Source organism: Amycolatopsis sp. NPDC058340 (assembly GCF_042723975.1).
Lineage (GTDB): Bacteria > Actinomycetota > Actinomycetes > Mycobacteriales > Pseudonocardiaceae > Amycolatopsis.
In genome coordinates this window covers 1-15,839 of sequence record NZ_JBHXIB010000031.1, presented here as the reverse complement: position 1 = coordinate 15,839, position 15,839 = coordinate 1, and the positions used below count along the sequence as shown (strand labels likewise).

Annotated in this window: 13 protein-coding genes; 3 read left to right on the top strand and 10 right to left on the bottom strand. The window is 69.8% G+C overall.

Features of this window, described 5'->3' with window-relative positions; translation table 11 throughout:
* Positions 1–13: 13 nt before the first annotated feature.
* The 4 genes from ACFWIW_RS28010 to ACFWIW_RS27995 all read right to left on the bottom strand — a co-directional run bounded on the left by ACFWIW_RS28010 (position 14) and on the right by ACFWIW_RS27995 (position 5,282).
* Positions 14–637, bottom strand: coding sequence for a DUF1345 domain-containing protein (locus ACFWIW_RS28010; protein ID WP_378371229.1), 624 nt, complete (start codon positions 635–637; stop codon positions 14–16).
* Positions 638–948: 311 nt separating this feature from the next.
* Entirely contained in the window at positions 949–2,277 is a 1,329-nt protein-coding gene (locus ACFWIW_RS28005) for an MFS transporter (RefSeq protein WP_378371228.1), read from the bottom strand.
* A gap of 9 nt (positions 2,278–2,286) precedes the next feature.
* Positions 2,287–4,452 (bottom strand): acetate--CoA ligase family protein, encoded by a 2,166-nt coding sequence (locus ACFWIW_RS28000; RefSeq protein ID WP_378371227.1) that lies wholly within the window; start codon positions 4,450–4,452, stop codon positions 2,287–2,289.
* Complete coding sequence (locus tag ACFWIW_RS27995) at positions 4,449–5,282, bottom strand: enoyl-CoA hydratase/isomerase family protein (RefSeq protein WP_378371226.1); 834 nt, start codon at positions 5,280–5,282, stop codon at positions 4,449–4,451. Before ACFWIW_RS27995 ends, ACFWIW_RS28000 begins: the two co-directional genes overlap by 4 nt.
* A 66-nt stretch (positions 5,283–5,348) precedes the next feature.
* Between ACFWIW_RS27995 and ACFWIW_RS27990 the strand changes: the two genes are divergently transcribed.
* Both ACFWIW_RS27990 and ACFWIW_RS27985 read left to right on the top strand, forming a co-directional pair.
* Positions 5,349–6,041: a GntR family transcriptional regulator gene (locus ACFWIW_RS27990; RefSeq protein ID WP_378371225.1), complete on the top strand. Its 693-nt coding sequence runs from the start codon at positions 5,349–5,351 to the stop codon at positions 6,039–6,041.
* A 65-nt stretch (positions 6,042–6,106) separates the two neighbouring features.
* Positions 6,107–7,174 (top strand): helix-turn-helix domain-containing protein, encoded by a 1,068-nt coding sequence (locus ACFWIW_RS27985; RefSeq protein WP_378371224.1) that lies wholly within the window; start codon positions 6,107–6,109, stop codon positions 7,172–7,174.
* Here ACFWIW_RS27985 and ACFWIW_RS27980 read toward each other — a convergent pair.
* The 6 genes from ACFWIW_RS27980 to ACFWIW_RS27955 all read right to left on the bottom strand — a co-directional run bounded on the left by ACFWIW_RS27980 (position 7,137) and on the right by ACFWIW_RS27955 (position 14,808).
* Positions 7,137–11,180: a S8 family peptidase gene (locus ACFWIW_RS27980; RefSeq protein WP_378371223.1), complete on the bottom strand. Its 4,044-nt coding sequence runs from the start codon at positions 11,178–11,180 to the stop codon at positions 7,137–7,139. The genes ACFWIW_RS27985 and ACFWIW_RS27980 overlap by 38 nt on opposite strands.
* Before the next feature lie 208 nt (positions 11,181–11,388).
* On the bottom strand, positions 11,389–12,018 hold the full coding sequence (locus ACFWIW_RS27975) for a lamin tail domain-containing protein (RefSeq protein ID WP_378371222.1): 630 nt from the start codon (positions 12,016–12,018) through the stop codon (positions 11,389–11,391).
* Positions 12,019–12,153: 135 nt separating this feature from the next.
* Positions 12,154–12,438, bottom strand: coding sequence for a multiprotein-bridging factor 1 family protein (locus tag ACFWIW_RS27970; protein WP_378371221.1), 285 nt, complete (start codon positions 12,436–12,438; stop codon positions 12,154–12,156).
* 32 nt (positions 12,439–12,470) lie between these two features.
* A complete protein-coding gene (locus ACFWIW_RS27965) occupies positions 12,471–12,971 on the bottom strand; it encodes a lamin tail domain-containing protein (RefSeq protein WP_378371220.1) in 501 nt (166 codons plus the stop codon).
* Between the two features lie 100 nt (positions 12,972–13,071).
* Positions 13,072–13,776 (bottom strand): response regulator transcription factor, encoded by a 705-nt coding sequence (locus tag ACFWIW_RS27960; protein ID WP_378371219.1) that lies wholly within the window; start codon positions 13,774–13,776, stop codon positions 13,072–13,074.
* 507 nt (positions 13,777–14,283) lie between these two features.
* Positions 14,284–14,808, bottom strand: coding sequence for a cysteine dioxygenase (locus ACFWIW_RS27955; protein ID WP_378371218.1), 525 nt, complete (start codon positions 14,806–14,808; stop codon positions 14,284–14,286).
* Positions 14,809–14,903: 95 nt separating this feature from the next.
* Here ACFWIW_RS27955 and ACFWIW_RS27950 point away from each other — a divergent pair, with 95 nt between their 5' ends.
* The gene (locus ACFWIW_RS27950; RefSeq protein WP_378371217.1) at positions 14,904–15,770 is read left to right on the top strand and encodes a LysR family transcriptional regulator; all 867 of its coding nucleotides are present in this window, start codon (positions 14,904–14,906) and stop codon (positions 15,768–15,770) included.
* Positions 15,771–15,839: the final 69 nt, after the last annotated feature.

Genomic DNA, 15,839 nt, shown 5'->3' with positions numbered 1-15,839 from the left:
GATCGGACGAACGTTATTTGCCGCTGATCACCCCGACCGCGATACCGACGATCGCGGTGTTGTAGAGGAACGCCAGCACGCTGTGGGTGAGGACCCGCAGCCGGATCGCGGTTCCCCGGGTCTCCACATCGGACACCGCGAACGAGGTGCCGAGTGTGAACGAGAAGTACGCGAACTCCACCAGCGTCGGCCGCTCGGTGCCGGGAAAGACCAGAACCTTCTCCGGCAGCGCGTTGTAGTAGTCCCGCGCGTAGCGTTCGGCGTACCCGAAGTGCAGGATCGCCCACGCGAAGACCACCGCGGGAGTGCCGACGAGCTTGGCCACAACGGCTTCCAGCTCGCCGGCTCCGTCCAGCACGATCATCAGGCCGGCCGAGATGCCGACAAGGCTGGTGAACAAGGTGAACAGCAGACCGCTGCGCCGCCCGAGGGTGGAGCGCAGCCACGCGGTGTCGGCCGGGTCGCTCGCCCGTTTCGCCCTGGACAGCCGCCTCATCCGCATCACGAGATAGACGAGCGCGACCAGATCCCACAGCGCCAGATAGACGCCGCTGTCGAAGACGACGACGGCCACACCCAACAGCACCAGCGCTATCTCGATGACGCGTGAGACGACCAAGAGACCAGTACGGAGCATGTACCCACTTCCTCGGAAAAGGATCCGGCACCGGATGGCGAGGAGCGGACGAAAATCGTTCATGAAATGGGGTTCGTCACTCAGCCTGTCGCAACGTAGCAGACGGGAAAATCCGCGACCACTGACTGTCCACTGTGGAATTCGGAGAACAGGTCGATCCTTGTTCACGCAGGTGAAAAAAATCGGTGCCGGTGCGAACCGTGGTGACAAGACAAGGTTCACGGGGTAAGTCGGATCACTCTTTGGAGTGGTTTCACCCCGCCTGCCGAGGATGTCGTCCCGGAGTTCGCGGCCAGATTAAGCGCGGCGTTTCAGGAGGACATCGGCGCGGTCGTGGTGGTTCCTGGCCTGCTCCGCGTGGTGGCCGGGCCCGCCTTGTTCTTCAGCGTGAGCGCGGCGATCAGGGAGAGCGCCGCCGCGGTGGTGATGTAGACGGCCGGGACGATGCCGCTCCCGGTGGCCTGCACGAGGGCTTGGAGGATCAAGGGGGTGGAGCCGCCCATGAGGGAGATGATGACGCTGATGCCGATCGAGACACCGGTGTAGCGGACGGCGGTCGGGAACAGTTCGGCCGCGGCGACGCCTTGCACGGCCAGCATCGGTGACAGGAGGACGGCGACGATCACCAAGGCGGTGAGGGCCGAGGTGAAGCTGCCGCTCCCGGCGAGGCGGAACACCGGGATGGTCAGCACGGTGACCGCGAGCGCGCCGCCGACGAGGAAGGGCTTGCGGCCGTAGGTGTCGGAGAGCCGGGCCCAGATCGGCACGAGGACGGCGGCGACGGTCAAGCCGATCAGCATCGCGGTGAACATCTGCCGCGAGGTCAGCCCGGCGGTTTTGACCAGGTAGGACGGGAAGAAGCCGACCAGCATGTAGGTGGTCGTGGTGAGTCCGACGGTCAGGCCGCAGACTTTCAGCAGCGCTCGCCAATGCAGGCGCAGCAGGTCGCCCAGCGGGCTGCGAGTGGTCCGGCCCGCCCGTCCCGCGCTGGTGAACTCGGGTGATTCCGCCAGTTTCGTGCGCATGTACAGGCCGACGAGGCCCAGCGGCAGGGCGAGGAGGAACGGGATGCGCCAGCCCCATCCGTTGAGCGCCGCCGGGGTGAGGACGCTGCTCAGAAGGGTCCCGATGAGCGCGGCGAACACCTGGGCGACGAGCTGGGTGAAACCATTCCAGCCCGAGTAGAAGCCTCGGCGTCCGGGTGGCGCGTACTCGGCCAGCGCCGTGACGGCTCCACCCATTTCCGCGCCGGCGAAGAAGCCTTGGGCCAGGCGCATCACGAGCAGCAGCGCGGGGGCGAGCAGGCCGAAGGTCTTGTCGCCGGGGATCACGCCGATGAGGGCGGTGGCGATCGACATGCCGATGATGGAGATCGACAGGGCGCCCCGTCGCCCGGCGCGGTCGCCGTAGCGGCCGAACAGGATGGCGCCGATCGGGCGGCTGACGAACGCGATCCCGAACAGCATGAAGGTCGAGACGAGCGCCGTTCCCTCGGATGTCCCGGAGAAGAACGTCGCGGAGATGCTCACCGCGAAGTAACCGTAGAGGCCGAATTCGAACCACTCGATGAAGTTGCCGATCGCGATCGCGGTGACGACCCGTGATCGTTTGGTGTCGATGTCGTGCGCAGTCGAGGACATCGGTGCCTCCTAGTCGAGGACGATTCTGGCATCCGCGACGAGGCCGCCGGGATGGCTGTGGGTGACGATGATCGGATTGAGATCGACGTCGACGATGCGGTCGGCGAGGTCGGTGGTGAGCCGGCCCAGCCGGCACAGGGTCGTGGCGAGGCCGCCGACATCCGAGGTGGGGCCGCCGCGGAATCCGTCCAGGATCTTCGCGCCGGTCATCCGGGTGATCGCCTCGTGAGCGGTGGCTTGGTCGAGCGGGGCGGTCAGGACGCTGGGGTGGCCGAGCAGTTCGACCAGGGTGCCGCCGAGCCCGACGGCGACCGTGGCGCCGAGCCCGGGTTCGACGCGGCTGCCCATGAACAGCTCGACGCCGTGGTCGAGGTGGGGAGCGACCAGGACGCCGGTGACCCGGGCGTCCGGACGGGCACTCCGGACGTTGTCGTTGATGCGGCGGTAGGCGGCGCGCAGTTCGGCCGGGGAAGCGATGCCGAGAACGACGCCGCCGATGTCGCTCTTGTGCGCGATGTCCGGCGAAACCACCTTCGCGACAACGGGGAACTCGAGGTCGAGTGTGTCGAGCTCGGCCTCCGCCGAGATGTGGCCGGTGGGCAGGATGGGCAGGCCGTAGGCGGCGAGGATCCGTTCGGTCTCGGCGGGGGTGAGCAGCCCGTGCCGGTCGCGGAGCCGATCGAGGAGCGCCGCGGCGTCCACGGCCGGGCCCGAGGTCGCCGGCGGCGTCCACGGGCGGTTCGCCCCGCGATGCCACCGGGTGAGTGCGCGCACCGCGCACAACGCGGGCCGCAGGCCGCTGAGCACGGGGACGGAGCCGGCGGGCGACCGGTGCCGGGAATCCGGTTCGACGTTCTCTGGCGGGACCGGGAATTCGGCGGCGATGACGACCGGTTCCGCGACGTCCGCGGCCGCGTCGGCGACGGCGCGTGCCCAGCTCCGTTCCAACGCGTTCGAGTGGCCGCTGCCGCTGAGGCTTTGCTGGACCAGCACCAGTCCGACACCGGGATCCGACGCCAGGATCCGCACGCAGTCGGCGAGGTTCTCGGTGCCCGGTTTCCCGGAGCGGAAACCGGCGCCGACGTCGACCGGGTTGTGGGCACTGGTTTCCGCGGGCAGGGCCAACGCGGTGTCGAGCCGGTGGACGGTCTCGGGCGCCAGCGAAGCGATGGGCATCCCGAGGCGTTCGGCGAGATCGACGACGACCGAGAGTTTCCCGCCCGAGATCCCGGCGACCGCGACTCCGGGACCCGTCGGGCGTTGTCCGCCGAGGACCGTGAGCGCCCGGACCGTCTCGCGCAGTTCTTCGAAGTCGTCGACCGCGATGACGTTGAGGTCGTCGAACAGGGCACGATAGGCGGCCCCGGTGCCCACCATCGCCCCGGTGTGGCTGCCCGCGGCGGCGGCGCCCTTTTCCGATGTTCCGGCTTTGAGGGCGACGATGGGTTTGCCGAGGGCGTTGGCGCGGCGCGCGAGGGTACGGAACTTGTCCGGACGGCGCAGGGCCTCGACGAACATGGCGACGACGGTGACCTCGGGGTCCTCGACGAGGTGTTCGAGCATGTCCTCGGCGGTGGTGACGGCCTCGTTGCCGGTCGAGACGATGCTGTGCAGGCCGACGGCCTGGCCCAGCTGCATCATGCTGACCGAGACGGAACCGCTGCCGGACAGCACGGCCAGCCCGCCCCGGGGGATTCCGGGCGGGATGTCGGCGCCGTAGAGGGCGACCGGCCCGCGCGAGTGGTACATCCCGAGACAGTTCGGGCCGATCAGCGCGGCCCCCGTCTCCTCGCACAGTGCCCGCAGCTCGGCTTGCAGGCCGTGGCCTTCGGCGCCGGTCTCGCCGAATCCGCCGGAGTGCACGACGAACGATCGGACGCCGGCGGTGATGCCGTCGTCCACCGCGCCCAGTACCTGCCGTGCGGGGGTGTTGATCAGGCATACGTCCGGCTTTTCGGGCAGCGCCCCCAGATCGGGGTAGCACGGCAGGCCGAAGATCGAGTCGTGGCGGGGGTTGACGAAATAGGTGGTGCCGGTGAACCCGAGGTGGGCGTTGTTACGGGAGAGCCGCTGCGCGAAGTTCAACGGACCCGGCCGGGGCGACGCCCCCACCACCGCGATCCGGCGGGGCGCCGTGAACGATTCCCACTGCGCGCCGTCGATGCCGCCCTTCACCGCGTCACGCTCGGCTGAGCTTCCGGCGCCGCGCTGTCCTTGGCGCGTGACCAGGCCATCGCCGCGCGCAGCCCCTGTGTCTCGCGGATCTCGCGGAATCGGGCGCGGTCCGCCGTTTCCGTCAGCTTGCTGACGATGAAGTCGCTGGAGAGCATGCTTTCGACGACACCCATTCCCTGCATCTCCAGTACCCGGCTCATGATCGTCTTGGTGTGGCGGAAGGTCTCGGCCGGAACGCGGCTCAGCCGTCGCGCGAAGGCCATCGCGCGGTCGTCGAGTTCCTCCGCGGGTACGACCTCGTTGACCAGGCCCAGGCGTTCGGCGTCGGCCGCACCGAAGGTCTCGCCGAGCAGTTGGATCTCCTTCGCCTTGCGCAGCGGCACGAAGTACAGCAAGCGCGGATGAGCCACGAGAGAGAACCGGACCTCCGGCTCGCCGAAGACCGTGTCCTCGGCGGCGACGATGAAGTCGCAGTAGTTCGCCAGCTCGAACCCGCCGCCAAGGCAATAGCCCCGTACGGCCGCCACGATCGGCTTCGGCGAGTCGCCGATCGCCGCCATCGCCGCGCGCTGCCGGGTCATGCCTTCCCACTGCGCCCATACCGGCTCCCGCGCCGCCATGTCGTCGGAGGCGCCCAGATCGAACCCCGCGCAGAAGTGCTCGCCTGCCCCGGTCAGCACGATCGCGCGGACCTCGGGATCGGCGTACGCGGCGTCCAGCGCGGCGAACAGCTCCGCGTAGACGGCCGGATCGAGGACGTTGAGCCGATCCGGGCGGTTGAGACTGAGATGGGCCACCTGGTCACGCCGGGTGACGAGAACTCGCGTCATGGTCACGCTCCTCTGATCGATACTTTTGATTTTTGATCAAAAATCATGTGCGGTACGGTAGGCGACATGACCCGTGCCGCACAAGACCCGCTCGACACGACCCGGGTCGAGGTCCAATCAGTGGAGGAAGCGGTGGTCAACGCCCTCCGCGACGACATCGTGCAGCTCCGGCTGACGCCGGGGACGCGGCTGCGGATGGCGGCGATCGCCGACCGGGCCGGGGTCAGCCTCACCCCCGCCCGCCAGGCTCTGCGCCGGCTGGAGGCCGAGGGGCTGGTCGTCTCGCATCCTCGGCTCGGCAGCCGCGTCGCGCCGCTGACCGAAGAGGACGGCGAAGTCGTGATGACGGTCTGCGGGGCACTGGAGCGTCGCCTGATCGAGATCGGCGTCCCGAAGCTCACCGACGAGGACCTCGACGAGATCACCCGCCTGTCACACGCGCGCGAGGACGCCGTCCGTGCCGCGGACGAGGAGGGGTTGGTCGAGTCGTCCTTCCAGCTGCGCGATCTCGTCTACCGGCGGGCTGATCGGGCCCACCTCTACGAGGAAGCCATGGCGTGGCGGCGGCGCCAGCAGCGTTACCTCCGCTACGCGCGGCACGTCGTCACCGGCAGCGGGATCGAATTCGGCCGTGAGTTCGCGGCGTTCACCGAAGCCTGCCTCGCTCGCGACGCCGAAGCGGCCCAGACCGCGTTGCGGCACATCGAGCGGCGCTTCCACGAATGGCTGCGCGGCATGCTCGCCACCGCGCACGACTGACCACAATGGACGGTCCGCGCGCGACGCGGTGTCTTTTGCCCGCCTGATTCCGGCGGTATGGTCGGGTGAAGGCGACCGCGGCTGCGGCGGGAGACGATTTGCTGGACATCATCGGTCTGAGTGAAACCGACGTCGAGGTCTACGATGCTTTCGCCGGCACCGGTTCGCTGACCGTCGCCGAAATCCGGCAACGCACCGGGATACCGCACCAACGGCTGCTCCGGGTGCTGCGCGCGCTGGCCGGAAAAGGTCTGCTCGTCAGGCTTCCCGGCCCGGCGGAGGCGTATTCGGCGGTGCGGCCGGAGGTCGCGCTGGAGGCGATGCTCCGGTCGAAGGAGCGGGAACTCGCGAGCGCGCGGCTGGTCGCCGACCGGTTGCGCGAGCGGTACCGGGCGACGTCCGGTGAACGCCCGGTCGATCTCGTCGAGGTGATCCACGGGGAAGCGCTCATCGCGGACCGGGCCGATCAGTTGCTGCGCTCGGCCGAGCGGGAGGTCGCCTTCGTCGACAAACCGCCTTACGCGCGAACGCCGAGTGTGCTGCACCCCGCCGAACGTGATCTCCTCGGCCGGGGCGTGCGCTTTCGCGGCGTCTACGAGCGCAGTGCGCTGGAACTGCACGACCTGTCGTCCGACATCGAGGCGGGCCTCGCCCTCGGCGAGGAGGCCCGTGTGGTCACCACCGCGCCGCTCAAGATGATCGTGGTCGACCAGCGCGTCGGACTGGTGCCGCTGCGTTCCGATCTCCCCGAGGTCGGCGCGGCACTGGTGATCCACCCGTGCGCTCTGCTCGACGCGCTCGCCGCGGTCTTCGCCTTCCTTTGGCAGAGCGGGCTTCCGCTGCGCCTGCCCGGCTCGGCCGAACCGGCGGACGCCGCGCCCCCCGACGACGCCCGCCTGCTCGCCTTGCTGACCACGGGACTGCCGGACCGGAGCATCGCCAAACAGCTCGGCATGAGCTACCGGACCTTCCAGCGACGCCTCCGCGACCTCATGACCGCGCTCGGCGCGACCACCCGGTTCCAGGCCGGGCTCCAGGTCGCCACCCGGGGTTGGGTCACTTTGCCGTCGGCCCGGCCCACGCTCGACGACGACGTCAGCGAGCGCGCGGATTCGCCTTCGCCACGTCCGTGAGCGCGTAGGCCCGCTGGACGGTCTGCGTCACGGTGTTGCCGGAGCCGTCCCGTGCTTCCGAGCGCAGCCAGACGAACCCGTCGGTCGCCGCGAGCCGCGGGTGGTCCACCGTCACCGACCACAGCCCGTTCCCGGACGGCCGGACGGCCGCCACCGCCCAGCCGCGCCCGCCGTCCGTCGAAGCCGAGACCCGCAGCCGCGTCACCGGCCCGCCGCCCCGCGCGCCGCTGTGCGAGCCGGCGAACACGTCGAAGGTGAACGGGCGCCCGGCAGGCGCGCGGCCGCCGGGATCCAGCGGCAGCCGGTGGTCCAGCTGGATGAGCGGCTGGAAGGAACACGACCTGCCCGAACCGTGGCAGGAGAACCCGAGCGGTGCCGCGGCGTCGGACCTGGCCGAGGCGAACGTCCACGACGTATCGGTCCTCGGGGCGTGCTGGAACAGCGCCCCGCTCGGGACGCCGACCTGTGCCTGGCCTGGCATCACGTCGGTCACGTCCAGCCGGTAGGTGGCGGGGGTCGGCGCGAGCCGGAACTCCGGGATGAGCGCGAGCGGATCGTCCGCGTTGGATCGCGGGATCTCGGTCCCGTCCCGGTACAGCCGCGCCGTGGTCGCCGCGAAGTACCGCGCGTTCTCGTAGGGATTCGAGTAATGCCCGCCCGGACCGGCCGTGCCGTCCATCCACTGCAGCCCGGGGACGAACAAGTCGGGATCCGTGCCGCCACGGCACATCGAGCACAGCACCGCCCAGCCGGTGGCCGTCGCCGGGTAGCGGGCCGGATGGTCGGCTGGCAGTTCCACCGCGCCGCCGCGCAGTGGTGCGCGGAACCAGTACTCGTCCGGCCTCGACCGCTCGCCCGGGCGGTAGATGTTCTGCGCGTTCATGCTCAGCGCGGCGCGACGGCCCGCGGCGTCGTCGCCGGACAGGGTGACGACCCGTTTCCAGACCAGCCGATCGTCCGCCGGGCCGGTGTATTCGGTCCACGCGCCCGGAACCGGGATCTTCGTGCCCTGCACCGCCTGTGTCTTCCACCGGCCGGTCGGGAAGGCGTACCAGTTCTTCTGCCCGGTCAGCCCCGGTTTTTCGGCCTGGTAACCGGTTTTCGTGGCGACCAGGGTCTTCTGGTCGACCCGCCGGACGAGCTCCTTCGGCACCCCGTTGGCGTCGAGGTAGCTGAGGTTGTACATCACGTCCGGGGCCGCGCGCACCAGCAGGCGCACCGAGACCGCACCGGCGGTCCGCAGCTTTTCTCCTTCGTCCCAGCCGAGGGACAAGGCAGGCACCACCGCGCTGCTGAGCCCCGGAACGCTCAGCGAACCCGGCACGCCGACGTAAGCGATCATCGCCGCCCCACCCGCGGCGGACACCGCTCGTGCCGCGTTCGCGATACCGGCGGAGACCGTCCCCACCGGGTCCGGTGCCCCGTCCTGGACCGGGATCCGCACCAGGACGGCCTTTCCGCGTACGTCGAGGCCGGTGAGATCACCCGCGCCGCCGAACACGACCGGCAGCGTTCGTTCACCGGGCGCCTTCGCCGTCAGCGTCGGCACGTCGTACGCGGGGTTCAGCACGGCCGAGCCGCCGCCGACGACTCGCAGCTCGGCCGCGGTCTGGGCCAGCGTCGCGCTGTCCTGCAACGAAATCGCCCCCACCGAGGTGGCCGCCGCCGGTGTCACGCGCACTTCCCAGCCCGCGCCCGAGGCCAGTCCGGCTTCGCCGATGTAGCCGTTGACGCCCGCTCCGGCGGGGATCACGCGCCGCAGCATCACCGTGCGGTCCCGCAGGTCGGTGGGCGTGGGTGTGATCAGCCCCGCCGGGACGGCGCTCGCCGCGTTCAGCGCGATCTCCGCCGGGGCCGTGACGGCGACCTGCGTCGCGCTCATCGCCGACCAGCGGCGCACCGTCAGCCCGCGTTCCATCACCCAGCCGAGTGCCGAATAGCGTCCGGCGGGCACGAGCACCCTGCCGACCCCGTCGACCAGGCCGATCTGCTGGCTGACCTGGTCGAGGAACGGGTCGTTGCGGTTGCCTGCACCGGCCGCGTCGTCGATCAGCTGAGCCGACGCGGCCCGCGCGGGCCCGCCCGCCGAATCCCGTACCCGGATCGTCACCGGGAACAGCTCGGCCGCGTTGTAGGTGCTCACGGGCGTCCGCACCGCGTTGGTCCCGTCCGCGGTCGTGGCCACCACGGCGCCGCCGTAGACACCCGCCGTTCCTTCGTCCGGGTTCACGGCGAGGTCGACGGTGGCGCTCGACTTCGGCGGGATCGACAGCTCCGTCTTCGCCAGGCGCATCCCGGTCCCCGGTGCGGCGCTTCCGTCCCATGGCCGCACGGTCAGTTTCAGGTTCAGCAGCAGCGGCTGGTCCCCGGCGTTGGTGTAGGACAGCTGCCGGACGACCTGCGCCGACGCGCCGGCCGTCCGCTCGTTACGGCCGAAGCTCGCGACGGCGGTGCCGGTCGCCTTCTGCGACACGGCCCGCGCGACGTCGAGAAGCCCGGCGCCCTGTTCGAACCAGCGAAGGCCGACGTCCTCGGCCGTGGTGACGAGCGTGTTCTTCAGCGCCTGCCAGGTCAGCCCCGGTCGTTGCTGCAGCAGGATCGCCGCGGCGCCCGCGACGTGCGGAGTGGCCATGGAAGTACCCGACGCGGCGGTGTACGAGCCGTCCACCGGTTCGCCCAGTGTCGTGTCCGCGGCCCGGGCGGCGACGATCCCGACGCCGGGCGCGGTGATCTCCGGTTTGACCGAGGCGTCCCGCAACCGCGGGCCGCGGCTGCTGAACCAGGCGATCTCGTCGTCACGGTCGACCGCCCCGACGGTGAGCGCGGACGTCGCCGCGCCCGGGGTCGTCACGGTCCGGTCGCCCGGTCCGGAGTTCCCGGCCGCGACCACGAACAGCGTGCCGGACTTCGCCGAAAGCGAGTCGATCTGCTCGCTCATCGGGTCGGCCCCGTCGCTGACGCCGGCGCCGAGACTGAGGTTCACGACTTTCGCGCCCTGCGCGACGGCCCAGTCGATCCCGGCCATGACCTGTGCGGTGTCACCCTCGCCGGAGGCGTCGAAAACCTTGGCCACCACCAGCTTCGCGTCCGGCGCCACGCCCTTGTACCGGCCGCCCGATGCCGCGCCGGTGCCGGCGACGATCGACGCGACGTGGGTGCCGTGGCCGTGACGGTCCACGACGTCGCCTTCCCCGCTGAAATCCGCGGAGGCGACCGTCTTGCCCGCCAGGTCGGGATGGTTCTCGTCGATCCCGGTGTCCACCACCGCGACCGTGGTCCCCTTCCCGGTCCACCCGCCGCTCCACGCCGGCGGCGCACCGACCCGCGCGGTGCTCCTGTCCAGCGTCACCCGGACCTTCCTGTCCAGCCGGACCTGCGAAATCCCTTGGTTCAGCACGGGTTTCCCGCCCGGATCGAACGCGACGACGGAACGCCAGAACTCGGCCGTCCCCGCCTTCTCGACCTGTACTCCCACCCCGTTCGCCGTGACCAGCGGGGTGAGCCGCTGGGTCCGCGGAAGCGTCTTCGCCTTCTCGCTCAAAGTCCGTGCGGACAGCCCCGGCCGGGCCCCGTAGCGCACGATGACGGGGATCGTTGCGCTCGCCGCGTCGTCACGCCGGTCTTCGACGAGCGCGGTGACGTTGAACAGTTCCGGGCTCAGCAATCCCTTGCCGACGAAGGGAAGCGCGTCCGACGGGTACACCATCAGCCCTTCGGCCGTGCTCGTGATCTGGAACGCCGGGCTCGGCCGGTCCGGCCGCACCGCCGGTTCGACCTGCGCGGTGCCGTGCCCGGCGCCGTCCCGTTCGTAGGTCACCACGTCGCCGGTGAGCAACGTGACGCGATGGACGTCCGGCCGCCCGGTGACGGGAGCGGGGCCGGACACGGCGGCGGTCGCGGCGGTCGCGATCACCGGCAGGGGGGTGAGGGCGACCAGCGCGGAGGCCGCCAGGATCGCCACCGGGTGCCAGGGGTGTCTCGTCAGATGAGGGGAACGGGGGAACATCGAGCCTCACGCTCCTCGGATAGTGAGAAGCGGCCGTGGGCACGGCCGCCGCGAAGATGGAGTTTCCCGAGGATGAGGCAGGAGTTCGGAGATGAACACAATTCTCGCTGGCGGTATGTCGCCGTTGGCGAGATACCGCCATGGAAGGGCCCGGACCGCCGGTGGGCGGCCCGGGCCCGGGCGAGAGACGGGTCCGGTCCTGTGGGACTTACAGACCCGGGGTGCGCAGCTGGAGCGAGAAGTCCTGCCGGTTGTTGTCGGTGTCGGTGCTCAGGATGTTGCGGGTGTTCGCCGCGTTGAGCTGATCGGTGACGGCGTTCTCGGGGATCGCGGCCTGGCCTTCGCGCGGGGTCACGACCGCGTTGCTGAAGGCGACACCGTCGATCTTCGCGCTCGCCATGTTCTGCAACGAGAGCCCACCGGCGGTCGGGATGCCCTCGGCGCCGGTCAGCGTGAAGGGGATGACGTAGGTCTGGTCGACGATGGTGCCGGAGAAGTTCTGCCCGACCAGCACCGCGTACTGGCCCGCGTTGCCCTTCGGCTGCAGGATCGTGCCCGCCGGCATGACGATCGTGTCGGTCACGACGTTCGACGGCGAGTAGATCCGGATCACGTAGCCGCTCACGTCCTGCGGCTGGTTCGAGACGTTGCGCAGTTCGATGAACTCGTCGAGCAGACCGTTCACGCCGCGGGTCGAAACCTCGTTGATGACCACGGTGGACGAGACGAGCGGGGCCGCCTCGGTGCCCTCGCCCTCGCCTGCCGCGTTCGCGACACCACCGGCCATACCCATCGCCAGCATCGCGAATACCGCCGAAGCACCCAGAATTCGTCGCACGGGAAATTCCTTTCAGCCTGGTTTCCGTTGGATTCGTCCCGCCGGCCCGGAATTCTTTCCGCCGGTGCCGGCATGGATAATCATCCGAGAATCGGGGTGACGGCGGAAAGGGGCCAGTTTTCCGGTACTTTCCCGTCAGCCGATAATCGTCCGGCGCCGCCTTCTCGCGACCGCGGCGGCGAGTTCGAGCTCCCGGCTCGGCGTGTCGAGCACATCGCCGAGCCATTGCCGCCAGTACGGGCCGGGAATGCGTTTTCCTCGCTCCCAGCGGGAAATCTCCTCCCTGGTCACGCTGTCGTTGCCGGACCGGGTGTGCAACTTCGCGACCAGGTCACCCTGTGACCAGCCTTTCGCGATTCGTTGTCCGGTGAGCAATTCGCACAGCGGGGTCGCGTCCCCGCTTTCGCTGTCCGCGGTCACGACCGCACCTTTCTCGTACTGGCGGAGTGGGCTCAACCGGCTGGTCGTACGCAGCCGAAGTCGGCCTTGTTGTCGTCGGTGTCGCGGCTGACGGCGTCCCTCGCCTGGGCGAGGCCGGGACAGGGGACGGCGGCCTTGTTCTCGCGGCAGGGCGACGACGGCGCCCATCCGACGCTGTCGACCCTGGCCCCGCGCCGGTCCAGCAGCATCTCGCCGTCCCCGACGATCGCCTCGACGACCAGCTGGTGCACGGTCCCGCCGAAACCCTGTGCGGCGATGAGGAAATGGTCGCCGGCGGGGATCTCGCTCCCGGCGGGCATGGTGGCCAGCTCGACGGGCGCGGCACCGCCGGTGCACGCCCGCACGGACCAGCCGCCGATGTCGAGGGTGGTGGCGCCGGTGTTGCGCAGATCGATGTAGCCCGCCGGGCCGCCGAGCACCTCGTGGATCTTGGCCGACGAAGCCCGGCCGGTGTCCGGGGCCGGGGTTCCGGCGAGCGCGAGGAGCAGGAACAGGGAACCTGGCTTCGTCATGACAGCAACGCTAGGAAAACGGTCCCGGTGCCACAGGATACGGCGGGTACCGAACCTCGGCCGGTCCCGGTACTCCCGGTACATCGCTCACCCGGGCGGTCTAGCGCCGGTACCCGGCCAGCCCGTCCGCGGTGTGCGACTCGCTCTCGCGATCGGTCGTCCCCAGCCGCGGCAGCGGGTTGCCGCCCGGCCGGAACCGCAGGGCCCGGAACAGGTCGCGCCTGCTGCCGAAGCCCAGCTTCTGCAGGATCCGGCTGACGTAGTTCTTCACGGTCTGCGTCGCGAGGTGCAGTTCTTCGGCGATCTCGTCGTTCGACCACCGGTAGAGGATCAGCGCGAGGACCTCCTCCTCCCGTCTGGTCATCGCGCTCGCGTAGTGCACGGCCTCGGTGACCGGCGGCGGGGTTCCGCCGGCCTGCACGCACACCCGCTGCCCGGCGAGGGTGGAGCGCACCGCCGACATCACCTGGCCGCCGCTGGCCGACTTGTGCACGAAGCTGTCCGCGCCCGCGTTCAGCGCCATGGCGATGGCCGATGGCGACGAATCACCGGCGAAGACCAGGACGGTCGCACGTTCGAACTGTTCCTTCACGAACCGGCAGATCGCGGTCCCGGCGGGTTCACCCCAGATCGACAGCTCGGTGATGACCATGTCGGGATGGCGTTTTTCACACTGCCACAACGCTTCCGGCTCGCTCGCGGCTTCGGCCACCGCCCCCACCCCCGCCGAATCCCGCAACAGCCTGCCGAGCGCGTATCTGATGAGGGGCTGATCGTCTACAACGAGCGTGGTGACGCGGTTCATGGTTCCCCTTGGGGTATCGACGGGCGCCCGGTGTGGCCCGGGCCGTGCGGCCGGCCGGGGTCCGGCGGCGCTCGCATTCGCCGATAACAGGTTCGCTCGCTCGGGCGATCCGTCGAACCGACCGTCGCGGCGACGTCGGTACTCATTCTTCGCCGAATCCTCTTTCGTCGCGGTCCGGCATTGATCTTCCCGCTTATCCGCGCCGCTGAGGACCAGCAATCGGGTGACACGGGCGAAAAGCCGCCACGCGGGGCGCCGGATTTGGGCCGGACGGCGGAACGGGGATACAGATTCCGAACGCGCCGCACCGGACACGTGGAAAGCCGAACCCGTTGTGTCGTGGGTCACCCGTGGAGAAGGATGATCCGACGGGTCCGGCTCCCGGCGCTCACTTTCCGTCCATTGTGGTTTTCCGCGCGAGGTGATCGTCCACTGTGGATTTCTTCGGCCCGTCAGTGGCAGGCCATCCGGGCGCAATAGGCGGAATGGACCCACCGATTGCGCCTTTTACCGCGCGGCGGCGCGCATCCGGTAATTGCGGCGAACGCTGGTTCCCTTGCTGAGGTCGGCGCCGTACACGTGCAGGGTGATGGCGATGGTGTCGCCGGCGTTGTGCACCTGGTGGATGTCGTCGGGCGGCGCGACGCCGCTCACCGACCCCGCCGGGCGTTGCCGCTGGGCCGTCCGGACCAGCCGGTCGCCGTCGATGTCGAAGATGGTCTCGGTCTCGGTTCCTTGCAGGACAAGGAAAGTGCACCACACCAGGTGATCGTGGATCTCGGTGAGCTGGCCGGGCCGCCAGACCAGCGCGACGATCGAAAAGGCGGACTCGGCGTGCAGTGTGGTGCGGGTGTATCCCTCGGGGGAGCCGGCGCGTTCCGCCGCGGTGAGCAGCTGTGGAGTCGGCCGGAGTTCGGTGAGAACGGTCGCCGCGGCCTGCGCGGTGACCAAGGGGCCGGACGGTTTCCCGGTGCATTGGCGCAGACGATTTATCAGCTCCGGGAGACCGGGTCTGAGGGTGCTGACGGTCATTTTTGTTCTCCCTTCTCGTCGCTTCTCATCGTGGCCCGCTGTCCGAACGGCGTCCAATGACGAGGTTCTTTCCTTTGTATGGATATTCTTTATCCATGCTGAACCTGGTCCAGCTCATGGTGCTCGCGGCGGTCGCCCGGCACGGTTCGATGACCGCGGCGGCGAAGGAACTGCACTACACGCAGCCGGCGGTGAGCCACCATCTCGCGAGGTTGGAGGCCTCGACGGGCGCGAAGCTGGTCCAGCGGATCGGCCGCGGCATCCGGCTCACCCCCGAAGGGGAACTGCTCGCCGCCCGCGCGGCCGAGATCGTCGGCCGGGTCGAAGGCGCCGAGGCCGAGCTGGCGGCGCAGGTGGGACTGCGCGCCGGGCGGGTCCGGATGGCGGGGTTCCAGTCGATCCTGAGCACCATCGTCCCCGGCGCGGCCGCCGCGCTGGCCCGTGCCCATCCCGGGCTCGAACTGGGGCTGGTGGACGAACATCCGGGCGAGGCGCTGCGCATGCTGCGGGAGGGGCGGATCGACGTCGCCCTGATCTTCCGGTACGCGGACACGCCGCGTGAGGAGCGGGGGCTCCGGCTCGTGCATCTTCTGGAGGATCCGATCTATCTGCTCACCAGTGAGCCGGGGCAGACCATCGCCGATCATCGTGACTCGACCTGGATCGGTGGCTGCGCCCGATGCCAGGACGAACTCGTCACGATCTGCGGGCGGGCCGGGTTCACCCCGCGTATCTCGATGGTGAGCGACGACATCGTCGTCATGCAGGCACTGGTCGCGGCCCGGATGGGCGTCACCACGCTGCCCCGGCTGGCGCTGCGCGCGCACCGGATGCCCGGTGTCCACGCCACCGAGCTGGCCGAAGACCCCCGCCAGATCTACGCCGTCACCTACGGAGACCCGCCCGACCCGCCCGCCGCGGCGGCACTCATCGACGCGCTTCAGGCCAGCGTCCGGGCTTAGGGTGGTAAGTCCGTGAAGGCCTCCTTGAGGGACCCAGGGTCCCTCAAGGAGGCCTTCACGGACATCTAC